Source organism: Sulfitobacter sp. AS59, from assembly GCF_038899995.1.
In the GTDB taxonomy this organism is placed as follows: domain Bacteria; phylum Pseudomonadota; class Alphaproteobacteria; order Rhodobacterales; family Rhodobacteraceae; genus Sulfitobacter.
The window spans coordinates 304,156-325,666 of the sequence record NZ_JBBMQK010000004.1; the positions used below are offsets into that span (position 1 = coordinate 304,156).

Below are 21,511 nucleotides of genomic sequence, written 5' to 3' on the forward strand. Positions count from 1 at the left end.
GGTCTCGGGAGTTTAAGAAGCGTTAACTCCGGTGGATGCGTCGGAATTTGAGTTTATTTTGCAAAATGAAATAGGCGCTGGATCAAGCCACGGGCCAAGGGGCCGTGGCGCAATCGATGTCGTATGGGACAGGGTCATAGCTTACCTTGAGGCCTTCTGCGCGCCATGTTTTGAAGGCAGGATCGTTCAGAGTGACTAGGCAGTAGTCCCGCGCGGACTGGGACACTGGCAAGTCATACCCGATGATCCGTGCGCAGACGGGGGCGTAAAACACATCGGCCAAGCTGTAGCTGCCGAAAAGCCACGGGCCTTTGCCGTCGGATGCGTTGTTTGCGTAATCCCACAGCTCTTGCAAGCGCGCGAGCTCTGTTTTCAGCGCGTCTGACACCGGCAGGCCCTTGTTCACGTGTCGAAGCTCCATGGGACATTCGCTGCGCAGCGTGGAAAACCCTGCCGTCATCGCCGCACATAGCCAGCGCGCGCGGGCCCGTGCGGAAGGGTCTGCTGGCCAAAGCGCTTTATCCGGGTGCCGTTCGGCCAAAGTCTCGGCCATGGCAAGAGTTTCGCCAATCACTTCGCCTTGTGGGGTTTTGAGGGTCGGGACCAGCTTGGCCGGTGCCAGCTTTGCCATGTCTTGGGCCATGGTGCCGTCGTATAGGCTGACCATATGGCTTCGGTAGGGGATGTCGAATTTTTCAAGCATCAGGCAGCCGCGCAGGGACCAGCTGGAGAAGGTTTTGTCGCCGATATAAAGATCATATGTCATGGGCGATTTCTAGCCACGCTCGCGTGATCTGAGCAAATGCTATTTTGTGACGTCCCCTATCACGGGGAATGATTGATGTGGGTTACGGCCCACTGGGCTTGGCGCACCGTGATTTGCGTGGCGGATAGGTTGTCGATCTTATGGGAAAATGCCTCTGTCGCGGTGATGTTCAGGGCGCGCTGGATTTGCGTCAGGATGACCCCGAAATGGGCGACTGCGATAATGTGTTCATCGGGGTAACGGGCATTCAGACGGTCCACCGCGGCGTTAACGCGAGAGGCGGCAGCGTTCCAGCTTTCGCCTTGCGGGGGGGCGACATCGCCAGGTGTGGTCCAATAGGCCCGACTAAGTTCGGGGTGCTGTTCAGACACGTCGCGGAAGTGCATGCCATCCCAGAGGCCGAAATCCATCTCTCGTAGTTTTTCGTCATGGGGCAGGCGCTGGCGCTGAGGGTGGGCTAAGACATCTGCCGTCGCAGCGGCGCGGATCAGGTCGGATGACACAAGGATCGCTTCGCGTGGCAAATGCGCATTTAGGCGCGCGATCTGGGCGTGATCAGACAAATCAGCCGGAACATCGCGCCATCCAACAAAGGCTTTTTCATGCGTCGGCCCGTGTCGAACCCAATGCCACGTTGTCATTTTGCCGCCCCCAAAACCCCTGATGATGCGGCGGACACTAGCGCAGTTAACCCGGTCCTCAAGCGGTCGGGTGCAGAAATATTAAAAATATTTGAACCAAGCGGCCAGTTTTGGAGTTCATAAAATAAAGAGCCAAAATTCTTCTATCAGGGGGTGATTACTGTGGCACAATCTCAAGCGCGTGAATTTTCGTTGACCCGTACCGCAATGAAAGCAGAGCTTTTGGATGCGGAAACTGAATTGAGGCTGGCCTATGCCTGGCGGGACCAGCGTGACGAAGAGGCGCTGCACCGGTTGATCACTGCCTATATGCGGCTGGCCGTGTCGATGGCGGGTAAATTCAAACGCTATGGCGCGCCGATGAATGACCTTATTCAAGAGGCAAGTCTGGGGCTGATGAAAGCCGCCGATAAATTTGACCCCGATCGCGGCGTACGTTTTTCGACCTATGCGGTTTGGTGGATCAAGGCGAGCATTCAGGATCACGTTATGCGTAACTGGTCGATGGTGCGCACCGGATCGACATCTTCGCAAAAATCGCTGTTTTTCAATATGCGCCGTGTTCAGGCCCGGATCGAGCGTGAGGCCCAAGTGGCCGGTGAAACGCTGGACGGGCATCAGCTGCGCCAGATGATCTCGACCGAAATTGGCGTACCGATGCATGATGTCGAGATGATGGAGGGCCGCTTGTCAGGTTCTGATTATTCGCTGAACGCCACGCAATCCGCCGAAGACGAAGGGCGCGAATGGATTGACGCGCTGGTGGACGACAGTGCGCAGGCGGCGGAAAAAGTCGAGGAAAGCCACGATATCACGACGCTGCGCAATTGGTTGTTGGGTGCGATGCACGCGTTGAATGAACGTGAGCAATTTATCGTGCGCGAACGCAAACTGCGCGAGCAGCCGAGAACCTTGGAAAGCTTGGGCGAAGAGCTGAGCTTGTCGAAAGAACGGGTGCGCCAGCTCGAGGCAGCGGCCTTTGGAAAAATGCGCAAAACGCTTGAAACACAGTCAGCCGAAGTCCATCACTTCTTGATATGATTCGATACCTTACTGTTTTTCTGGCACTGCCAGTTTTTGCTTCGGCTCAACCTTTAAACGATGATTTGCGCGCGCAGTTACATGCGGCGCAAATTATTTTTTTGGGGGAGACGCACGACAATCCCGCCCATCATGAAATCCAAGCAGATATTGTGGCACAGGTCGCGCCCAAAGCTGTTGTGTACGAGATGATCACCGGTGCGCAGGCGGCACAGGTTCATGGCGAGATTGTCGAAGATGAAACGGCGCTAGAGCAGGCGCTTGGTTGGAATGACAGTGGCTGGCCTGATTTCGCAATTTACTATCCGATATTCGCGGCAAGCGCTGATGCCCAAATCTATGGCGCTGCGGTGCCGAGAGAGACAGCGCGCAAGGCGATGGGTGAGGGCCTTGTCGCGGCATTTGGCGCGCAGGCAGCGGGGTTTGGGTTGGACGCGCCGTTGGAGCCCGACCAGCAAGCAGAGCGCGAGGCGATGCAGATGAAGGCCCATTGTGACGCCCTGCCGGCGGAGTTGTTGCCTGCGATGGTGGATGTGCAACGCCTTCGGGATGCGCGGTTGGCGCAGGCCGCGATTGAAGCATTGGATGATACGGGCGGGCCGGTTGTCGTCATTACCGGAAATGGCCATGCGCGTGCTGATTGGGGCGCGCCTGTTGCCCTCGCGCAGGTTCGGCCCGATGTCGCTGTAATGACGGTGGGGCAGGGCGAGGATGGCATCGTGCCCAAGGGGCGTTTCGATGCGGTTCTGCAGTCTCCTCCGGCAGAGCGTGAAGACCCTTGTTTGGCGTTTAACTAACTCTGATGGGGCTGGCAGAACGGGGCCTTGCGGCCTATGGTTCACCCTAACTGTGTGAAAGAGGGCCGAACATGCTGGCTGGTAAACATATTCTGCTGATTATCGGTGGTGGCATCGCGGCGTTTAAATCGCTGGATCTGATCCGCCGCCTGCGCGAGCGTGGCGCGACGGTGACACCGGTTCTTACCCGCGCTGGCGAAGAGTTCGTGACGCCCCTGTCTGTGTCGGCCTTGGCGGGGCAAAAGCTGTACCGCGATTTGTTCGATTTGGGCGATGAGGCCGAGATGGGTCATATCCAGCTTAGCCGTGTCGCCGATTTGGTTGTGGTTGCGCCCGCGACAGCTGATTTGATGGCCAAGATGGCGGGCGGCATGGCGAATGATCTTGCCTCGACCCTATTGCTTGCCACGGACACGCCGGTGATGATCGCCCCTGCGATGAACGTGCGCATGTGGGAACACGCGGCCACGCAGCGCAACCTTGCCACGTTGCGCGGTGACGGTATCGCGGTTGTCGGGCCAAATGACGGCGATATGGCCTGCGGGGAATTTGGACCGGGGCGCATGTCGGAACCGTTGGAAATCGTGGCCGCGATTGAAGCGCAGCTGAACGATGGACCCCTAAAAGGCCGGCGCATTCTGGTAACCTCTGGCCCGACCCATGAACCGATTGATCCGGTGCGCTATATCGCGAACCGGTCCTCTGGCGCGCAAGGGACGGCCATCGCCAGTGCCCTTGCTGCGTTGGGGGCGGATGTGGTGTTTATCACGGGCCCTGCCGATGTGCCGCCCCCAAGCGGGGTAGAGGTCGTGCCCGTCGAAACCGCCCTGCAGATGCAAGAGGCCGTCGATGCGGCGTTGCCCGCTGACGCTGGTGTTTTTGCCGCCGCCGTGGCGGATTGGCGCGTCACCACGGCAAGCGACCGCAAGCTGAAAAAGTCAAAAGACGGTTTGCCGATGCTTGAGTTCGCGGAAAACCCGGACATCCTTAAGACGGTCAGCCACATGGCATCGGGCCGGCCCCAGCTGGTTGTCGGATTTGCCGCAGAAACCAATGATGTGATCGAGAACGCCACCGCCAAACGTCTGCGCAAAGGCTGCGACTGGATCGTCGCGAACGATGTGTCACCGGGCACCGGAATCATGGGGGGCGGTGAAAACGCTGTCACCTTGATCAGTGACGCTGGCGCAGAAGATTGGCCGCGTATGGGCAAGGATCAGGTGGCAAAAAAGCTGGCCGCGCGCATTGCCGAGGCGTTGACGTAAAAGCTTCTATGCCTTCGGCGAGGATTTAAAACCATTTGAAAATAGCTGCTGCGCAGATGTTTTGAGGGATAACGATGTCTGAGATTAAGTTTAAGCGGGTGGCGGGGAATGCGGATTTACCCTTGCCGGATTATGCCACGGCCGGTGCGGCCGGGATGGATTTGCGCGCGTTCTTGCCTGACGGCCCTATGGTTTTCACAAAGGGCGAGATTAAGCTGATTTCGACCGGCTTTCATGTTGAGCTTCCCCGCAAGACAGAGATGCAGATCAGGCCAAGATCGGGACTGGCGCTGAAGCACGGTTTTTTGATCCCCAACGCGCCGGGCACGGTGGACGAGGATTATCGCGGCGTCGTGATGGTCGGGCTGTATTATATTGGCGATGCGCCTTTCGAAATCCAGCATGGTGACAGGATTGCGCAGGCGGTGATTGCCGACGTGAAACGTTACGCCACTGTTGAGGTCGACACATTGTCGAACAGCACCCGCGGGGCTGGCGGATTCGGGTCGACAGGGCTGAAATAGATGTTGCTGGTTGTTATCCTTGCGGCGGTCATCTGGGGTGCCGGTGCGGCGATGGGCAGCGCCCGCGAGACCCGGTTGAAGCTTTTAGGCGCGTTGTTTGGGGCAGTGATCGGGATAAACCTGCTATTGCCAGAGACGAACCCCTTGCGGGTGGCGACAGGGGGCAGTGCAGCACCTTGGTTGTTGTTAACCGGGTTTGTTGTGTTGGCCTTTGCCTATGGTTGGGGTTTGAAATATTTACGCAACCGGGCGGCACCGGTTGGGGAGACGACATCCCAACCCGCAGGCACATTTTCCGAGACGGAGCTGAACCGGTACGCCCGCCACATTGTGCTGAGAGAGGTGGGCGGCAGCGGCCAAAAAGCATTGAAGAGTGCCAAGGTTTTGGTTGTTGGCGCTGGCGGTCTGGGCGCGCCTGTTTTGCAGTATCTAGCGGCGGCGGGGGTGGGCACAATCGGCGTGATTGATGATGACGTTGTCGAAAATGCAAACCTGCAACGCCAGGTCATTCACACAGACAAAAACATTGGCATGGCCAAGGTCTTTTCGGCGCAGATGGCGCTTGAGGCACAGAACCCCTTTGTCAAAATCCGCCCCTATCATCGTCGGTTGGACGAAGAGATCGCCGAGACCCTTATCGCGGAATATGACATCGTTCTGGATGGGACCGATAATTTCGAAACGCGCTATTTGGTTAACCGCGCCTGTGTTGCTGTGGGCGTTCCGCTGATCTCGGGCGCGCTGAGCCAATGGGAGGGGCAGCTAAGTGTCTTTGACCCGGCCAAAGGCGCGCCATGTTATCAATGTGTGTTCCCGCAAGCCCCCGCCGCACATCTGGCCCCGTCTTGCGCGCAGGCCGGGGTGATCGGCCCGCTGCCCGGTGTCATTGGGTCAATGATGGCGGTCGAGGCGATCAAGGTCATCACGGGGGCAGGCGCGCCGTTGCGCGGGCAGATGGTGATCTATGATGCGCTTTACGGAGAAAATCGTGTAATCGGCGTCAGCAAGCGCGATGATTGTCCGGTTTGCGGTGACGTCTCATAAATACCGCGTTGTTCAAAAAACGCGCTAGACTGGTCCCAATTTAGAAGGAGGAGAAACCCATGAAACGATTCGTACTTGCCGCCGCATTGGCATTGGCTCCGCTGGCGGCCTTCGCCGAAGGCGTAGCGCATAAAGTTGCCATTCACGTTGATGAAAACGACCCTCAGGTGATGAATATGGCGCTGAATAATGCCAGCAACCTTGCCCGCTATTATGAAAGCCAAGGCGATACTGTTACCATCGAAATGGTTACCTATGGCCCCGGCCTGAACATGTTGATCGCCGACAAAAGCCCAGTGGCCCAGCGGGTTTCCGCGATGTCGCTCGAGCTGGACAACATCAGCTTTTCGGCCTGCGCCAATACGATGGCCGGTATGAAGAAAAAGTCCGGCCATGATGTGGTGTTGCTGTCCGAGGCAAATGTCGTGCCATCGGGTGTTGTCCGGTTGATCGAATTGCAGGAAGACGGGTTCGCTTACATCCGGCCTTGAGGGATAATGGGGGGCGGATGTCGCGGCGAAACCCTTGCCTTTAGCCGCTGATTTGACGCGGATACCCCACAGGTGATTGCAACCGCGCGGCGTGAACCTTACCTGTAATGGCAAAGGAGAACACCATGACAAACCCCTTGCTTCAGGACTGGAACACGCCGTTCGAACTGGCCCCGTTCGACAAAATTTCCGATGATGATTTCGAGCCAGCGCTGGATCAGGCGCTGGCCGCGCATCGCAAGGAGATTGATGCGATTGCCAACAGCGATACCGCGCCTACATTCAGCAACACAATTGAGGCGCTGGAGCAGGCAGGTCGGCAGCTTGATCGCGTGTTAGGGGTGTTTTTCACGGTGGCTGGCGCGGACAGTAACCCGGCCCGGGAAGAGTTACAGCGCAAGTTCTCCCCCCTTTTGGCGGCGCATTTTTCTGAGATATCTAGCAACAAGGCATTGTTCGCCCGTGTGGCTGAGGTTTGGAAGAAACGTGACAGTTTTGATTTAACGCCAGAGCAAGCCCGCGTGCTGATGCTGACGCATCGCGGGTTCGTGCGTTCTGGTGCTGCTTTGGAAGGTGCGCAAGACGCTCGTATGAAGGAGATCAAGGGCCGGCTGGCTGTTCTAGGCACGCAATTCACGCAGAACCTTTTGGCGGATGAACGGTCATGGTTTATGAAGCTTGAGGAAGCCGACCTTGAGGGGCTGCCTGAGTTTGTTATTGATGCGGCCCGCAACGCTGGTGTGGAAAAAGACGCAGGCGGCCCGGTTATTACCCTGTCCAGATCGTTGATTGTGCCGTTCCTGCAATTCTCGCCCCGCCGCGATCTGCGCGAAAAGGCGTTTCTGGGATGGCAGGCGCGCGGTGCCAATGAGGGCGAAACGGATAACCGTGCCATTGCTGCCGAAACACTGGCCTTGCGTGAAGAACGCGCTAAGCTTCTGGGGTATAAGAATTTTGCAGCCTTCAAGCTGGAAACTGAAATGGCAAAGACGCCTGATGCCGTTCGTCAGCTGTTGATGGATGTGTGGGAGCCCGCCAAAGCGCAGGCCGAGGCCGACGGCGCGGTATTGACGGACATGATGCACGCAGATGGCGTGAACGGCGATCTGGCCCCGTGGGATTGGCGCTACTATGCGGAAAAGCAGCGCATGGCCGAGCATGATCTCGACGAAGCCGCGTTGAAACCATATTTCCAGCTGGACCGTATGATTGACGCGGCCTTTAGCTGCGCCACGCGTTTGTTCTCTCTCGAATTCGCACCCCTTGATGTGCCGCTTTATCATCCGGACTGCCGCGCGTGGGAGGTGACACGAGGTGGCAAGCATGTCGCCGTGTTCATCGGAGACTATTTTGCACGTGGGTCCAAGCGGTCGGGTGCGTGGTGCTCCGCCATGCGGGCGCAGGCCAAGTTCCCGGCAGAGCAATCGCCCATTGTGATCAATGTCTGCAACTTTGCCAAAGGCTCGCCTGCCTTGTTGTCCTATGATGATGCGCGGACGTTGTTCCACGAATTTGGCCATGCTTTGCATCAGATGTTATCGAATGTGACATATGAATCGGTGAGCGGCACGTCGGTCGCCCGCGACTTCGTGGAGTTGCCAAGCCAGCTATATGAGCATTGGTTGGACGTGCCAGAAGTGCTGGGTGAATTTGCGACCCACGCCAAAACGGGCGAGCCGATGCAGAAAGAGATGTTGGAGAAGGTCCTGGGCGCTGCCAACTTTGGCATGGGGTTTGCCACGGTCGAATATGTGGCGTCTGCGCTGGTTGATCTGGAATTCCATGATGGTCCCGCGCCCAGCGATCCGATGGCCACACAAGCGCAGGTTCTGGCCGATCTGGGCATGCCCGCTGCGATCACCATGCGCCACGCGACGCCGCAATTTGCCCATGTCTTTTCGGGGGATGGCTACTCCAGCGGATACTACAGCTATATGTGGTCAGAGGTCATGGACGCGGATGCGTTTGAGGCCTTCGAAGAGGCAGGTGGTGCCTTTGACCCCGAAAAGGCAAAGGCGCTTGAGGCGCATATCCTGTCCACTGGCGGCAGTCAGGACGCGGCGGAATTGTACAAGGCGTTCAGAGGGCGCTTGCCCGGTGTTGAGGCATTGCTGAAAGGGCGTGGGCTTATCGCGGCTTGAAAAGAACTTTTTGCCTTCGGCGAGAGTTTAAGGGCAAAATGAAATATCAGGCAAACCGCGCTGATTTCATTTTGCCAAATAAACTCAAATTCCGACCTAAAGGCATGTGGGTTCAGTAGCCTAAGGTGCGATCGACCAGATGCAAAAAGGGCTTGCCAGTTTCGCCGCGTTGGATGTTCTGGACGATCATTTGTGATGCTGTCACAGCGCGTGTTTCCGCGGCGATGTGGGGGGTGACGGTGACCTTGGGATGTGCCCAATAGGGGTGCTGTGCGGGCAAGGGTTCGGTTCTGAAAACGTCTAGGGTGGCATGCGCGATCTGGCCGCTATCAAGTGCGCTGATCAGGGCGTCATCGTCAATCAGCGGCCCGCGGCCGGGGTTGATGATATACGCCCCCCTTGGCATTTTTGACAGTGCCGCTTGGTCTATTGTGTTTTCGGTTGCCGGGGTGTCGGGTAGCAGGAGCACCAGTATTTCACTGCGGGCCAGAATATCCTGCAAGCCGTCTTCGCCGTCGAAGCATTTTATCCCAGGTTCGTTTTTGGGACTACGCGACCAGCCCCCCATATCAAAGCCGAGGCTGGCCAGCGTTTTTGCCGCCTCGGTGCCCAAAGCACCCATGCCAAGCATACCGACCTTACGCTCTTGTGCCAGCGGGGGCGTGCGCGGTGTCCAATCGGTGTTTGTGTTCAGAATGTCGATGTCCAGCCCAAGGTGATAGCGCATCACGTGTCCGGTGACCCATTCCACCATTCCCTTGGTCAAGCCGGGGTCGACCATACGTGCCAGCGGGATGCTCAGGGTTTTGTTGCCGGTGATCTGTTCCACCCCGGCCCATAGGTTCAGCACGGCTTTGGCACGGGTATAGGGGGTGAAATCCTGCAAGTGGCTGTTGGGGGCATAGACGATATAATCGACCTCGGAAGGCGCAATATCGGTGCTGAGATTGGCGGTAATCCCCGCATCCTGCAGGGCCTTGCGCAGGGGTTGTTCGTAGCTGGCCCAGCGTTCGGTACGGGCGGCAAATAGAATATTGAGGGGCATAGAGACCTACCTTGGGCGATGAACATGTGCAGATTGAACCAGCCCGAAAGCCAGCAGAAGAACCAGCATGGCCGATCCACCATAGCTGACAAGTGGTAAGGGCACGCCCACGACCGGGGCCATGCCCATGACCATCGACATATTCACCGCAAAGAACAAAAAGAAATTCAGCGCAATGCCAAGCGTAAGCAGTGACGAAAAGCGGTCCTTGTTGATCACGGCTGCGGTAATGCAGAACACAATAATCAATGCATACAGGCCGAGAAGCGAGACGCCGCCGATAAAACCGAATTCCTCGGCCAGGGTGGTAAAGATGAAATCGGTGTGTTTTTCCGGCAGGAAATTCAGGCGCGATTGCGTCCCTTGCATAAATCCGCGCCCTGTCCAGCCACCTGATCCAAGGGCGATTTTGGATTGGGTGATGTGATAGCCAGCGCCCAAGGGATCAGTGCTGGGATCAATAAAGGTGTCGATGCGCCGGAATTGATAGTCTTTTAGCAATTGCCAAGGGGTGCCGCGCGATTGGAAAACGGCGGTGATCAACCCGATGCCAGCGGAGAGGACAACAGCGAAATAGGCCCAGTGCACGCCAGCCAGAAACATCAGCCCCCCGCCCGCACACATCAGCAACAGCGCGGTGCCAAGGTCGGGCTGCTTTAGCACCAACGCTGTGGGGACAAGGATCATGGTTATGGGCAGCAACACCCAGATGGGCCGTGACGTTTTCTTGGCGGGTAGCCAGTCATAATAGGCTGCCAGCATCATCACCAAAGTGATCTTCATAAGTTCTGAAGGTTGCAGACGAAAAGAACCCAGCTCAATCCAGCGCTGCGCGCCCATGCCGACAGACCCGAAAAGTTCGACCGCAATCAGCAATACAACCGTCCCGAGATAGGCGACACCAGCAAGGTTGCGCCATAGCCAGATCGGCACCATCCCCACGGCAATCATCAACCCCAGCCCAAGGGCAAAGCGTTTCATTTGCGGCTCGGCCCAAGGCATAAAACTGCCCCCCGCGACGGAATACAGCATCAGGAAGCCGACACCTGATACAGCAATCAGCAACACCGTCAGCGGCCAGTTCAGATGCAGGATTTTTTTGAACCCGGTGGGGACGTGTTTGACGTTATATTCAAGATAACTCATGCCTGATCTTTACCTTTGATCGTGGCCTGGGGTTGGACGTCGCGAAGTTGCTTTTGCTGCTCGGCAATGCGGTCCCTGTCGGCTGTTGGATAGGCATCAAGGGGAGGCTCTCCGCCATAAAGCGCCTGCAAAAGCACGTCGCGCGCGATTGGCGCAGCGGCCGTTGAGCCACCGCCGCCATGTTCCACCAGAACCGACACGGCATAGCGCGGCTTGTCAGACGGGGCAAAGGCCACGAACAGCGCGTGGTCGCGCCGTTCCCAAGGCAAATCTTCGTTGCGGCTGACACCACGCGCGCGTTCTGCGGTGGTGATGCTGCGCACTTGGCTGGTACCGGTTTTGCCTGCCATGCGCATTTCTTCTGCAATGATGCGTGACCGGTATCCCGTGCCCCGTCGATCGTTGACGACGACATGCATTCCTTTGCGGATTTTGCGCAGGTTGTTTTCGTTCACCCCCAACGGTTCGCCCGCGCCCGAGGGTTGTTCGATCCCGTCGATGGATTTGATGAGGCGCGGCGTGACCATGCGGTTGGTGGCCAAACGTGCCGTCATCACCGCCAATTGCAGCGGCGAGCTGAGCGTGAAACCTTGGCCAATCGACGCATTGACCGTATCACCAATCACCCATTCCGCGTCGCGGGTTTCGCGTTTCCATGCTTTGGTCGGGGCCAGACCGGACGCGACCGACGACAGTGGCAAATCGTGGCGGATGCCCAGACCAAATCGTTTTGCCATTGCCGAGATTTTCTCGATCCCGACTTTGAGGGCAAGGTCGTAATAATACACATCGCAAGATTGCTTGAGCGAGTTTTCCAGATCCATCCAGCCGTGGCCCGCGCGTTTCCAACAGTGGAACTTGCGCCCGCCAACCTCGACATGACCGGGGCAATAGACGGTGTCGTCGGGGCCCACGATGCCTTCTTCCAAGGCGGCCATCGCCACGACCATTTTATAGGTTGATCCGGGGGGGTAGGTGCCTTGGACCGTCTTGTTGACCAGGGGGCGGAATTTTGATTCCAACATCGGATCGTAATCCGCCGATGAAATCCCCCCGATGAACAGGTTCGGGTCATAGCTGGGCGAGGACGCGTTCGCGATCAAATCACCATTTTCGCAATCAATGATGACCACGGCGGCGCTTTCTGTGCCCAGCCGGGCCTGAACATAATTTTGCAGTTTGGAATCGATGGTTAGTTGAATGTCGGCACCCGATTGCCCCTCGCGGCGGGACAGTTCGCGCATTACGCGGCCTGTTGCATTCACCTCGACCTGTTTGGTGCCAGCGACACCGCGCAACAACCCTTCCTCGCGGGCCTCGACATTGATGCGACCAATTTGGAAACGTGGGATGCGCAGCACTGCATCCGGGGTTTCCTGCGCGTCGATATCTGCCTTACTTACGCGGCCCACGCGCCCTACAATATGGGCAAAGTCGGACCCACGCGGATAGACCCGTGTCAGGCCGACCTCGGGGCTGACGCCGGGCAGCGCGGGGGCATTCACGGAAACGCGGCTTAGTTCATCCCAAGTGACGTTGTCAGCGACGGTAACAGGCAAGAACCGTTCGGCGGCTTTTACTTCGGCAATGGCGCGGTCGCGGGCTTCGGGGTCAAGGCCGATCACTTTGGCCAGGCGGTGCATGACCTCTACGACATCACCCGCTTCCTCGCGGACCATGACGATGCGGTAGGACGGGATGTTTTGTGCCAACTGCACGCCGTTGCGGTCAAAAATCTCGCCGCGTGTGGGGGGGATCAGGCGGATGTTGATGCGGTTTTCTTCGGCCAACAGCAGGTATTGATCGGCCTGATCCACCTGCAGATAGTTCATGCGCGCGGCAAGACCGCCCATGAACAGCAATTGTACGCCACCCAACAGGGCGGCACGGCGGCTTAGCTTGGTTTGGCTTGCGTCTGTTTCAGCCCTGCTGCGTCTCATCCCCGTCTCCTCATGCGCGGCTGCCGGCACTGTCAAAGTCACCCGGTGTGGCCTTGCGGACCCCCATAAGCAGATGGGTAATCAAAACGACGATGGGATAGACCAAAATCGTCAGTCCTAATTCGATCAAGCTGAGCTTGAGATCAGGCCGGGGGACCAATACCAATACTAGCACAAGGCGGTTCAGCAGCAAAATAGCCACGAGCCATAATGTCACCGCGAACCATTCAGGCCCGAAACTGCTGTCGCGCAAGGATCGCCCGCGTACCTTCAGGTTTTCGCAGGCAACCAAAGCCAGCAAGGCCCAAAGGCCCGGTGGGCGTTGAAGCAATAAATCAGTTAGCAAAAACACCGCGCATAGCAGAACCGCGGGTACATATTCGGGCCGTCGCACAGACCATGCAAAGGCGAATGCAATCAGCAGATCAGGCGCGACCATGTAGCGTGCATTGCCTTGGTTCAGCAGGCTGCGCAATCGCGCCTCTGCAGGGTCGATGGTGGCCAGCGGTGGCAGCAGATCGACCTGAAACAGGGCCACGGGCTGTGTCTCAATCGGCAAGAGGTGGAAAAACAGCAACGTCATCGCCAGCATCAGAAACACCGCGCGCATCATCCACAGGCGAAGGGGCGAGTGCGTGTCCATTATTCGCCAAGCGCCTCGGGGATAGCTGGTGCCGGGGCGGGTGTTTGGTCCAATATGATCGACGCGCCCTCGGTCACCGTTTCGACGCTGTGACCGCGCAATACCCGCAGAAATTCCAGCCGTTCAAAATCGGCAGCCAGCCGCACACGCAGACGGCCGCCGGGGTCTGCGGCGACCTGACCGATCAACAGGCCAGCAGGAAAGACCCCACCATCGCCGGAGCTGATCACACGGTCACCGGGGCGGACAAGATCGGGGTTTTCCAGAAAATCAATCGGCGGCGCAGAGGAGTTATCGCCCGCAATAATCGCGCGCTGGCCCGAGGGCTGGATGGTCGCGGGGATGCGGCTGGACGTGTCGGTGACCAAAATGACCCGCGCCGTGTCTTTGCCGACGCCGGAAATCCTGCCCACAAGGCCGATCCCATCCACGGTGGCCCAACCTTCCACAATGCCGTCTCTTGATCCGACATTCAGCAAGACGGATTGCCGAAACGGCGATCCGGAATCCGCCAGTACAACGCCGGTGATATAGGTCAGACGCGGATCAAGCCGCACCTTATTCAGGTCCAGCAACCGGGCGTTTTCCTGCTCAAGCTGAAGCGCTGCTTCCTTCCATGTCTGCATCTTGCGCAGCTCGGACCGCAGTTCCTGATTTTGCACGGTAAGCCGCTGATAGCTTTGATAGTCGCGCAGCAGGTTTATTGTTCCGGTCACGGGGGCCATGGCCCAATCCAGATTGGGAACGAGGCGATCCGTGATTTGCGCGCGAAACCGTTCGACGCGCGGGCTATCGATGCGCCACAGAAGGAACACACCCAAAAGCAACAACATCAGCACAGCCAACATGATCCGCCGTAAAGGCCGGCCAAAGTCGTTGGATGAGGATTTGTCTGTAGCCATGACGTGACGTGTTCCCTGCCTTTAGGGCAGGGCCGTCCTGCCGCTGATCGGGCTTTGGTAAAGTGTGCCTGATTTAGCTGTCGTAGTCGATGGCGTGGCGCAATTGTTTTTCGTATTCCAATGCCTTGCCTGTGCCCAGTGCCACACAATTCAGCGGCTCATCTGCCACGGAAATGGCCAATCCCGTCTGTTCACGCAGCGCCAGATCCAGATCGCCCAGCAACGCGCCGCCACCTGTCAGCATGACGCCGCGATCCACGATATCGGCGGCAAGGTCAGGCGGGGTGGTTTCTAGCGCGGTCATCACCGCTTCGCAGATTTGCTGCACGGGTTCGGCCAAGGCTTCGGCGATTTGTGCTTGGGTGACTTCGATTTCCTTGGGGACACCGTTTAACAGGTCGCGCCCGCGGATTTGCATCGATGTGCCGCGTCCGTCATCGGGCATCCGTGCGGTACCAATCGATGTCTTGATCCGTTCAGCCGTTGTTTCACCCACCAGCAGGTTTTGCTGACGCCGCAGATAGCTGATGATCGCTTCGTCCATGCGGTCACCACCGACGCGCACGGAGCGCGCGTAAACAATATCGCCTAGCGACAGGACCGCAACTTCGGTTGTACCACCACCGATATCAACGACCATGTTGCCGGTTGGATCGGTGATCGGCATGCCCGCACCAATGGCGGCGGCGATGGGTTCTGCGATCAAACCAGCGCGGCGCGCACCAGCCGACAGAACCGACTGACGGATAGCACGTTTTTCAACGGGGGTCGCACCATGGGGGACGCAAACAATGATCTTGGGTTTTGAAAAGGTCGAGCGTTTATGCACTTTGCGGATGAAATGTTTGATCATTTCCTCAGCGGTATCAAAGTCGGCAATCACGCCTTCGCGCATGGGGCGGATCGCTTCGATGCTGCCCGGCGTCCGGCCCAGCATCAGCTTGGCGTCTTCGCCCACAGCCAGGACTTTTTTAACGCCGTCCTTGACGTGATAGGCCACAACCGACGGTTCCGACAAAACGATGCCCTTACCTTTGACATAGACCAGCGTGTTTGCCGTCCCAAGGTCGATGGCCATATCGGACGAGAACAAACCACGGAATTTATCAAATATCGACATGAGCAGCAGAACCTTGCAAAAAATCGTTTTGGGCCAACGCCTCTGAACTCTGATCAGAGACCGACCGTATGGTTGTATAGGATGATGTGCCCCCAGACGAAAGGGGGATTGACTCTCTTGGTGGCATGATGCCGCCACTACGCTATATTTTCCGCAAAGGGACAATATCGGGAAAGAAAAAATGCAAAAGATTCAAGTTTTAGGCGTTCACCATATCACGTTGATGGGCGCGGACCGCCAGACGAGCATCGACTTTTGGGAGGGGCTGTTGGGCATGCCCTTTATATTTGATCAACCCAATCTGGACGACCCGAACGAGGGGCATCTGTATTTCGATCCCGGGGATGGCCGCTTGATCACAATTTTCACCAACGAGAGCCGCAAACCCGTTCATAGCCGGACCCCGACGGATGCAGGTTGCGTGCATCATCTCGCGTTCGAGGTGGACCGCGCCATGTTCGACCAAGTGCTTGAGCGTCTGAAAGAACGCGGCATCGGGAATTCCGGCATCAAGGATCGCGGCTTTATGCACTCGATTTATTTCAAGGACCCGCTGGGTTTTCTGATCGAACTGGCCTGCTATACCTTTATCCCGCCACGCGGATCATCACATGCCGAGGTTATGCTGGAAGCCCATAAATTGCGCGTCGCGCGGGGCGATCACCATATTGAACGCCAACATCTAGCGGATGCGACAGTGACGATCGTCGAGCGGTCCCAAAGGTCCCTGTCGGACGATCGGTCGCCTAAAAATCCGTACTGATTGAAAATGGGGTGCCCGCAAGCCGCCCTGTCGAACTAGCGGACGCCCCATCAATTCTGCGAAAATTCAAGCAACCGATCTTGACCACGATCTGAAATTGGCGATGTTGGGGGTGGTTTTGTGTTACCTGCCGCGCGCATCCTTCGGGAACGGTGAAAGTCGCTTTAGTCTAAACTCCAATTTCCGACCAGCGTACGGTCGGTAACGCGCGCGCCGCTGTAGATACGCTGGTATGGAGAACACAATGTTCAGTTCAGATCAGGTCAAATCAATGGCCAGAAAACTGCGTGCAGCCCTTGCCGTGGAAAACACTGATATTTCACACGCAACAGCCCTTGAACTCATCGCCAAAAGCCTTGGCTTTCCCGATTGGAACACCGCGACCGCGACACTATCGGTGACCGCACCAAAAGAGATTGAATTCACAGGATGCAGTCCAATCCTGCGGATATTTGACGAGGCAAAGGCCCGAGAATTCTACTGCGAATTTTTGGGGTTTGGGGTCGCGTTCGAGCATCGGCATACCGCTGACCTGCCTCTTTATATGGCGGTAGAGCGTGAAGGCTTGCAACTTCATCTGTCAGAGCATCACGGGGATGCCAGCCCGGGATCGAATGCGTTTATCCCGACAACGAACCTGCGCGCATTGCATCGTGAATTGTCAGATAAAAACTATGTCTTCAATCGTCCGAAGCTAGAGAAACTGCCTTGGGGGCTACAGATGCAAGTCCATGACCCGTTCGGCAATCGCCTGCGGTTTTGCGAGCAGGGCTCGTAAGTAGCGGCGGGTTCAGGCAATCCTTCTGAGCCTCGCTCACCCCCGCGCCATAGATCATGGGTGGGGGGAAAGGGGCTGAAGGTAGCCTAAGAAAAAGGCAGGGTCGAAACCCTGCCTTGTCCCATCAACCAGCGTCTTTGTAGCTGATCTCGCGTTTGTCGGTGCCGCCTTTTTCGCGGCGTACCAACAGACGGTTGAGCGCGTGAATATAGGCCTGCGCCGAACTGACCACCGTATCTGTGTTGGCGGCTTGCCCGGTCACGATACGGCCGTCTTCCTCAAGCCGGACGGACACGGTTGCCTGCGCGTCGGTGCCTTCGGTGACGGCGTGCACTTGGTACAGTTGCAGGCGGGCGGAATGGTCCACCAGCGCCTTGATGCACTTGAACGACGCATCGACGGGGCCGTCGCCGGTTTGTTCGGTGCTGTGTTCTTCACCATCCACGATCAGCGTCATCTTGGCCACGTTCGGGCCATCGGTGCCGCAAACCACATGCATCGACTTCAGCTTGATCCGGTCGCTTTCAGGGTCCGTTGCCGTGCGCATCAAGGCGATCAGGTCATCGTCGTAGATTTCCTTTTTGCGATCAGCCAGTTCCTTGAACCGAACGAACACGTCCTTGAGCTGGTTGTCGCCCAATTCATAGCCAAGGTTCTCGAGCTTGGACCGCAACGCGGCGCGGCCCGAATGCTTGCCCATGACAATATTGGTTTCGGTCAGGCCCACATCTTCGGGGCGCATGATTTCAAACGTCTCGGCGTTTTTCAGCATACCGTCTTGGTGGATACCGCTTTCGTGGGCGAAAGCATTCTTGCCGACGATGGCCTTGTTAAACTGCACGGCAAAGCCCGACACGGTCGCCACGCGGCGCGAGATGTTCATCAGCTTGGTGCTGTCCACCTGCGTTTGGAACGGCATAATGTCGTTGCGCACCTTCATGGCCATCACGACTTCTTCCAGCGCGGTGTTGCCTGCACGTTCGCCCAAACCGTTGATCGTACATTCGATCTGACGCGCGCCTGCCTCGACGGCGGCAAGGCTGTTGGCGGTCGCCATGCCAAGGTCGTTGTGGCAATGGGTGGCAAAGATGATCTCGTCCGCGCCGGGCACATTTTCCAGCAGCTTGCGGATCAAATCGGCACTTTCACGCGGGGCGGTATAGCCGACGGTGTCGGGAATGTTGATCGTGGTAGCACCGGCCTTGATCGCGATTTCGACAGTGCGGTACAGATAATCAAGCTCGGTCCGGGTGGCATCCATCGGCGACCATTGCACATTGTCACACAGGTTGCGCGCATGGGTGACCGTTTCGTGAATCCGGTCGGCCATTTCATCCATGGTCAGGTTCGGAATGGCGCGGTGCAGCGGCGAGGTGCCGATAAAGGTGTGAATGCGCGGTTGGGCTGCGTGTTTCACGGCCTCCCAGCAGCGGTCAATATCGCCGAACTGCGCGCGCGCCAGCCCGCAGATCACGGAATTCTTCGACAGGCGGGCAATTTCGCTCACGGCGGCAAAGTCACCTTCCGAGGCGATGGGGAAACCTGCCTCGATGATATCGACGCCCATTTCGTCCAGCAGACCCGCGATTTCGATCTTTTCGGCGTGGGTCATGGTGGCACCGGGCGATTGTTCGCCATCGCGCAACGTCGTGTCAAAGATCAAGACGCGGTCTTGTTTTGTCGTATCGGTCATGTGTTGGGTTCTTTCATTCTGCTTTTCAATCCTTGGCGCGCTGCACATCCCTCTGAGCGGGCGCGCCGGATGGCACGCTCAGAGGCGGATTAGCAGGAGTAGGTTTGCACACAGCGACAGCGCAGGAACGTGCAGCAGGGTCGGTGTATGATCAGCATAAGTCATGGGGCACGTTATACTGGTGCAAACACAAATGGGAAGCATTTTTTGGGACTGTGCAAGCCGGGTGCGAGGGGTCGCTGTTGATTAGAGACGCACCCCCGCTACATCATGCTGATGAAACGGATTTTGATAATAGGTGCGTCCGGCGGGGTCGGATCAGCGCTGGCCGCAGCGTATGCGTCACGTGGTGATCAGGTGACCGGGTTATCGCGGTCGCAGGACGGTTTGGACCTGACCGATGAAGCGAGTGTGCAGAAGCATATCGGCGGCTTGGACGGCCCATTTGACATTGTTTTGGTGGCTTCCGGCGCGCTTGAGATCGACGGGGCCGTGCCAGAGAAATCGATCAAGTTCATCAGTCAAAAGGCAATGATGGATCAGTTTGCTCTGAATGCAGTTGGCCCTGCATTGGTGTTGCGCTATGCGCATGATTTATTGCCCCGCGACGGGCGCGGCGTGTTTGCGGTATTGTCCGCACGGGTCGGATCAATCGGCGATAACAAGATCGGCGGCTGGATCAGCTATCGCAGTGCCAAAGCCGCCCTGAACCAAATCATCCGAACCGGCGCAATAGAGTTGGCCCGCAGTCACAAACACAGCATTTGCGTGGCGCTGCACCCCGGCACGGTCAAAACGCCGTTCACCGAGAAATACCTTGCCCGCCATCCAGCGGTGGAGGCGTCTGAAGCTGCAGAAAATATACTGGGTGTTCTTGATGGGCTGGGAACGAAAGACACCGGGCGCTTCTTTGACTGGGCCGGTAAGCCCGTGCCGTGGTGACGCAGAGAGCGGCCCGCCTTTGGCTGCAGTCTGAATGCGCTCCGCGCGGGGATATTTAAGAGCCAGAGAAGGCGGACAAGGTGTTCTGTTTAGTGGAAAGCTGTGCATCCCGGTGATGGGGAGCGGTGCTAGAACATGGCGTAGTCGCGCATCACGTGGGCGACGCGAATGCGAAAATCCTGAAAGTAATCTTCGCGCGCGGCTTTGGGGATTTCTTGCCGGGTGGTTTTCTCGCGCCACTCGTTTAAGGCAGCTTCGTCCCGAAAAATGGATATCGATAGTATTTTGTCGGGATTGGCGAGCGATTGAAATCGTTCGACCGATATAAACCCGTCGATCTGATCCACCAGGCCGCGCATTCTGGATGCCATATCAAGATAGTCGCTGCGCTTTTCAGCATAGGGGAACGCTTCGAATATAACGGCAATCATTCTGAAAGCGCGCCGTTAACCCAAGTGCCCGAGGCTTCCTCGCCTGTGGCATAGCGCATGGTGCCGGACCCTTGGCGTTTGCCGTCCTCAAACGTACCTTCATAGACATCGCCATTTGCATAGGTTGCCACGCCTTGACCTGACATCATGCCGTCTGACCATTCGCCGTCATAGGTGAAGCCATCGGTCATGGTAATCTTGCCCGTGCCATCGCGTTTGCCGTTGGCAAATGAACCCTCGTAGACTGTACCATCGGGATAGGTCGCTTTGCCGGTGCCATGGCGTTGGCCGTCTTTCCAGTCACCCTCGTAACGGTAGCCATCGGCATAGGTCATCGTACCCGTGCCGTCATTGCGCGCATTCTTGAAATCGCCCTCATAGACGATGCCGTTGGGGTATGTCGCGGTGCCGCGCCCTTCGATCACGCCTGCGGCCCACGAACCGTCATAGCTGGACCCGTCCGGATAGGTGATCTTGCCCTGCCCATCGGCCAGGTCATCACGGAAATCACCCGCATATACAGACCCGTCGGGGTAGGTGACCTGACCTGTCCCTTCGATCTGGCCGGCCACCCATGCGCCGGTATAGACATAGCCGTCGGTGCCGGTGAACGTACCTTGCCCGTCGCGGCGGTCATCCTTGAACTGCCCCTCGTAGGTGTCGCCGTTGGCATAGGTTACTTTGCCCATGCCCTGACGTTGCCCGGCGACCAGATCACCTTCGTAAATGTCACCATTTGGCTGGGTCAATGTGCCGGTACCGTCGATTTGTCCGTCCTTCCAAAGCCCGACATAAACCAGCCCGTCGGGCATGGTCAGAGTGCCCGTTCCATGGCGTTCACCGTCTTTGATCTCGCCATCATATATCGCGCCATCAGGATAGGTGATCTTGCCGATGCCTTGCTTGGCGCCGTCGACCCAGTCGCCTTGATACTCGTAGCCGCCGGGGGATTGCATCACGCCCTTGCCGTGGTGTTTTGCATTGCGAAACGCGCCCTCGTAACGCACGCCATTGGCATATATCGCGATGCCCTGACCCATGATCGCGCCGCCTTGCCATTCGCCCTCATAGGTGCCGCCATCGGCAAAGGTGATTTTGCCGATGCCGTCGGGCTTGCCTTTGGAAAAGCTGCCCTCGTAGATTGACCCGTTGGGAAAACGCGCCGTGCCAGCCCCTTTGATTTCGCCATCGACCCATTCGCCGGAATATTCATAGCCATTGGGGAGCGTATAAGTCCCTGCGCCGTGCTGAACGCCGCCGCGAAATGTTCCCTCATAGACGCCGCCATCGTCATATTGCTTGCTTAGCACCGACCCGTCTTGAGCCGACACTGAAAACGGCAGCAAGCTGAGACACAGGATGAGAGGCGTAAGGGGTAATCGGGACATGGCACAGCTT

The 21,511-nt window shown here is 57.5% G+C and carries 21 protein-coding genes; 10 read left to right on the forward strand and 11 right to left on the reverse strand.

Annotation, left to right across the window (positions count from 1 at the left end):
• Nucleotides 1-82: 82 nt before the first annotated feature.
• Complete coding sequence (locus WNY39_RS11620; RefSeq protein WP_342845697.1) at nucleotides 83-766, reverse strand: glutathione S-transferase; 684 nt, start codon at nucleotides 764-766, stop codon at nucleotides 83-85.
• Between the two features lie 59 nt (nucleotides 767-825).
• The gene (locus WNY39_RS11625) at nucleotides 826-1,407 is read right to left on the reverse strand and encodes a histidine phosphatase family protein (protein ID WP_342845698.1); all 582 of its coding nucleotides are present in this window, start codon (nucleotides 1,405-1,407) and stop codon (nucleotides 826-828) included.
• Nucleotides 1,408-1,569: 162 nt separating this feature from the next.
• On the opposite strand from WNY39_RS11625, the gene WNY39_RS11630 reads away from it, so the two are divergent.
• From WNY39_RS11630 to WNY39_RS11660, 7 genes are all read left to right on the forward strand, one after another.
• The gene (locus WNY39_RS11630; protein ID WP_342845699.1) at nucleotides 1,570-2,448 is read left to right on the forward strand and encodes an RNA polymerase factor sigma-32; all 879 of its coding nucleotides are present in this window, start codon (nucleotides 1,570-1,572) and stop codon (nucleotides 2,446-2,448) included.
• Entirely contained in the window at nucleotides 2,445-3,245 is an 801-nt protein-coding gene (locus WNY39_RS11635; protein ID WP_342845700.1) for a ChaN family lipoprotein, read from the forward strand. Before WNY39_RS11630 ends, WNY39_RS11635 begins: the two co-directional genes overlap by 4 nt.
• Before the next feature lie 71 nt (nucleotides 3,246-3,316).
• Complete coding sequence (gene coaBC / locus WNY39_RS11640; RefSeq protein WP_342845701.1) at nucleotides 3,317-4,510, forward strand: bifunctional phosphopantothenoylcysteine decarboxylase/phosphopantothenate--cysteine ligase CoaBC; 1,194 nt, start codon at nucleotides 3,317-3,319, stop codon at nucleotides 4,508-4,510.
• A gap of 74 nt (nucleotides 4,511-4,584) precedes the next feature.
• Nucleotides 4,585-5,034, forward strand: coding sequence for a dUTP diphosphatase (dut, locus tag WNY39_RS11645; RefSeq protein ID WP_342845702.1), 450 nt, complete (start codon nucleotides 4,585-4,587; stop codon nucleotides 5,032-5,034).
• Nucleotides 5,035-6,078 (forward strand): molybdopterin-synthase adenylyltransferase MoeB, encoded by a 1,044-nt coding sequence (gene moeB, locus WNY39_RS11650; protein ID WP_342845703.1) that lies wholly within the window; start codon nucleotides 5,035-5,037, stop codon nucleotides 6,076-6,078.
• Between the two features lie 59 nt (nucleotides 6,079-6,137).
• A complete protein-coding gene (locus tag WNY39_RS11655; RefSeq protein WP_341233245.1) occupies nucleotides 6,138-6,569 on the forward strand; it encodes a DsrE family protein in 432 nt (143 codons plus the stop codon).
• A 125-nt stretch (nucleotides 6,570-6,694) separates the two neighbouring features.
• Nucleotides 6,695-8,710 carry a M3 family metallopeptidase gene (locus WNY39_RS11660; protein ID WP_342845704.1) on the forward strand — a complete coding sequence of 672 codons (2,016 nt, stop codon included), beginning with the start codon at nucleotides 6,695-6,697 and terminating at the stop codon, nucleotides 8,708-8,710.
• A gap of 112 nt (nucleotides 8,711-8,822) precedes the next feature.
• On the opposite strand, the gene WNY39_RS11665 is transcribed toward WNY39_RS11660, so the two are convergent.
• From WNY39_RS11665 to WNY39_RS11690, 6 genes are all read right to left on the reverse strand, one after another.
• Nucleotides 8,823-9,755: a glyoxylate/hydroxypyruvate reductase A gene (locus tag WNY39_RS11665; RefSeq protein WP_342845705.1), complete on the reverse strand. Its 933-nt coding sequence runs from the start codon at nucleotides 9,753-9,755 to the stop codon at nucleotides 8,823-8,825.
• Between the two features lie 6 nt (nucleotides 9,756-9,761).
• Nucleotides 9,762-10,901: a rod shape-determining protein RodA gene (gene rodA / locus WNY39_RS11670; protein WP_341233248.1), complete on the reverse strand. Its 1,140-nt coding sequence runs from the start codon at nucleotides 10,899-10,901 to the stop codon at nucleotides 9,762-9,764.
• A complete protein-coding gene (gene mrdA, locus WNY39_RS11675; RefSeq protein WP_342845706.1) occupies nucleotides 10,898-12,841 on the reverse strand; it encodes a penicillin-binding protein 2 in 1,944 nt (647 codons plus the stop codon). The genes rodA and mrdA overlap by 4 nt, the downstream gene beginning before the upstream one ends.
• Before the next feature lie 10 nt (nucleotides 12,842-12,851).
• Nucleotides 12,852-13,484 carry a rod shape-determining protein MreD gene (locus tag WNY39_RS11680; RefSeq protein WP_342845707.1) on the reverse strand — a complete coding sequence of 211 codons (633 nt, stop codon included), beginning with the start codon at nucleotides 13,482-13,484 and terminating at the stop codon, nucleotides 12,852-12,854.
• Complete coding sequence (gene mreC, locus WNY39_RS11685; RefSeq protein WP_342845708.1) at nucleotides 13,484-14,386, reverse strand: rod shape-determining protein MreC; 903 nt, start codon at nucleotides 14,384-14,386, stop codon at nucleotides 13,484-13,486. The genes WNY39_RS11680 and mreC overlap by 1 nt, the downstream gene beginning before the upstream one ends.
• A gap of 73 nt (nucleotides 14,387-14,459) precedes the next feature.
• A complete protein-coding gene (locus WNY39_RS11690) occupies nucleotides 14,460-15,506 on the reverse strand; it encodes a rod shape-determining protein (RefSeq protein WP_257884210.1) in 1,047 nt (348 codons plus the stop codon).
• Nucleotides 15,507-15,687: 181 nt separating this feature from the next.
• On the opposite strand from WNY39_RS11690, the gene WNY39_RS11695 reads away from it, so the two are divergent.
• Nucleotides 15,688-16,269 (forward strand): VOC family protein, encoded by a 582-nt coding sequence (locus WNY39_RS11695; protein ID WP_342845709.1) that lies wholly within the window; start codon nucleotides 15,688-15,690, stop codon nucleotides 16,267-16,269.
• A 244-nt stretch (nucleotides 16,270-16,513) separates the two neighbouring features.
• On the forward strand, nucleotides 16,514-17,047 hold the full coding sequence (locus tag WNY39_RS11700) for a glyoxalase superfamily protein (protein WP_342845710.1): 534 nt from the start codon (nucleotides 16,514-16,516) through the stop codon (nucleotides 17,045-17,047).
• 124 nt (nucleotides 17,048-17,171) lie between these two features.
• Here the strand turns inward: WNY39_RS11700 and WNY39_RS11705 are convergent, their stop codons facing one another.
• Complete coding sequence (locus WNY39_RS11705) at nucleotides 17,172-18,740, reverse strand: 2-isopropylmalate synthase (protein WP_342845711.1); 1,569 nt, start codon at nucleotides 18,738-18,740, stop codon at nucleotides 17,172-17,174.
• A gap of 276 nt (nucleotides 18,741-19,016) precedes the next feature.
• Here WNY39_RS11705 and WNY39_RS11710 point away from each other — a divergent pair, with 276 nt between their 5' ends.
• Complete coding sequence (locus WNY39_RS11710; RefSeq protein ID WP_342845712.1) at nucleotides 19,017-19,682, forward strand: SDR family NAD(P)-dependent oxidoreductase; 666 nt, start codon at nucleotides 19,017-19,019, stop codon at nucleotides 19,680-19,682.
• Nucleotides 19,683-19,810: 128 nt separating this feature from the next.
• On the opposite strand, the gene WNY39_RS11715 is transcribed toward WNY39_RS11710, so the two are convergent.
• Both WNY39_RS11715 and WNY39_RS11720 read right to left on the reverse strand, forming a co-directional pair.
• The gene (locus tag WNY39_RS11715; RefSeq protein WP_342845713.1) at nucleotides 19,811-20,113 is read right to left on the reverse strand and encodes an antibiotic biosynthesis monooxygenase; all 303 of its coding nucleotides are present in this window, start codon (nucleotides 20,111-20,113) and stop codon (nucleotides 19,811-19,813) included.
• Complete coding sequence (locus WNY39_RS11720; protein WP_342845714.1) at nucleotides 20,110-21,501, reverse strand: 2-isopropylmalate synthase; 1,392 nt, start codon at nucleotides 21,499-21,501, stop codon at nucleotides 20,110-20,112. Before WNY39_RS11720 ends, WNY39_RS11715 begins: the two co-directional genes overlap by 4 nt.
• Nucleotides 21,502-21,511: the final 10 nt, after the last annotated feature.

What these genes read in the sequence shown, in the direction of transcription:
- WNY39_RS11625 (WP_342845698.1), bottom strand. Translation starts at nt 1,407, where the DNA reads ATGACAACGTGGCATTGGGTTCGACACGGGCCGACGCATGAAAAAGCC.
- dut (WP_342845702.1), top strand. Translation starts at nt 4,585, where the DNA reads ATGTCTGAGATTAAGTTTAAGCGGGTGGCGGGGAATGCGGATTTACCC.
- WNY39_RS11660 (WP_342845704.1), top strand. Translation starts at nt 6,695, where the DNA reads ATGACAAACCCCTTGCTTCAGGACTGGAACACGCCGTTCGAACTGGCC.
- mrdA (WP_342845706.1), bottom strand. Translation starts at nt 12,841, where the DNA reads ATGAGACGCAGCAGGGCTGAAACAGACGCAAGCCAAACCAAGCTAAGC.
- moeB (WP_342845703.1), top strand. Translation starts at nt 5,035, where the DNA reads ATGTTGCTGGTTGTTATCCTTGCGGCGGTCATCTGGGGTGCCGGTGCG.
- WNY39_RS11710 (WP_342845712.1), top strand. Translation starts at nt 19,017, where the DNA reads ATGAAACGGATTTTGATAATAGGTGCGTCCGGCGGGGTCGGATCAGCG.
- WNY39_RS11665 (WP_342845705.1), bottom strand. Translation starts at nt 9,755, where the DNA reads ATGCCCCTCAATATTCTATTTGCCGCCCGTACCGAACGCTGGGCCAGC.
- rodA (WP_341233248.1), bottom strand. Translation starts at nt 10,901, where the DNA reads ATGAGTTATCTTGAATATAACGTCAAACACGTCCCCACCGGGTTCAAA.
- WNY39_RS11680 (WP_342845707.1), bottom strand. Translation starts at nt 13,484, where the DNA reads ATGGACACGCACTCGCCCCTTCGCCTGTGGATGATGCGCGCGGTGTTT.
- WNY39_RS11700 (WP_342845710.1), top strand. Translation starts at nt 16,514, where the DNA reads ATGTTCAGTTCAGATCAGGTCAAATCAATGGCCAGAAAACTGCGTGCA.
- WNY39_RS11635 (WP_342845700.1), top strand. Translation starts at nt 2,445, where the DNA reads ATGATTCGATACCTTACTGTTTTTCTGGCACTGCCAGTTTTTGCTTCG.
- WNY39_RS11720 (WP_342845714.1), bottom strand. Translation starts at nt 21,501, where the DNA reads ATGTCCCGATTACCCCTTACGCCTCTCATCCTGTGTCTCAGCTTGCTG.
- WNY39_RS11705 (WP_342845711.1), bottom strand. Translation starts at nt 18,740, where the DNA reads ATGACCGATACGACAAAACAAGACCGCGTCTTGATCTTTGACACGACG.
- WNY39_RS11690 (WP_257884210.1), bottom strand. Translation starts at nt 15,506, where the DNA reads ATGTCGATATTTGATAAATTCCGTGGTTTGTTCTCGTCCGATATGGCC.
- WNY39_RS11715 (WP_342845713.1), bottom strand. Translation starts at nt 20,113, where the DNA reads ATGATTGCCGTTATATTCGAAGCGTTCCCCTATGCTGAAAAGCGCAGC.
- mreC (WP_342845708.1), bottom strand. Translation starts at nt 14,386, where the DNA reads ATGGCTACAGACAAATCCTCATCCAACGACTTTGGCCGGCCTTTACGG.
- WNY39_RS11695 (WP_342845709.1), top strand. Translation starts at nt 15,688, where the DNA reads ATGCAAAAGATTCAAGTTTTAGGCGTTCACCATATCACGTTGATGGGC.
- WNY39_RS11655 (WP_341233245.1), top strand. Translation starts at nt 6,138, where the DNA reads ATGAAACGATTCGTACTTGCCGCCGCATTGGCATTGGCTCCGCTGGCG.
- WNY39_RS11620 (WP_342845697.1), bottom strand. Translation starts at nt 766, where the DNA reads ATGACATATGATCTTTATATCGGCGACAAAACCTTCTCCAGCTGGTCC.
- coaBC (WP_342845701.1), top strand. Translation starts at nt 3,317, where the DNA reads ATGCTGGCTGGTAAACATATTCTGCTGATTATCGGTGGTGGCATCGCG.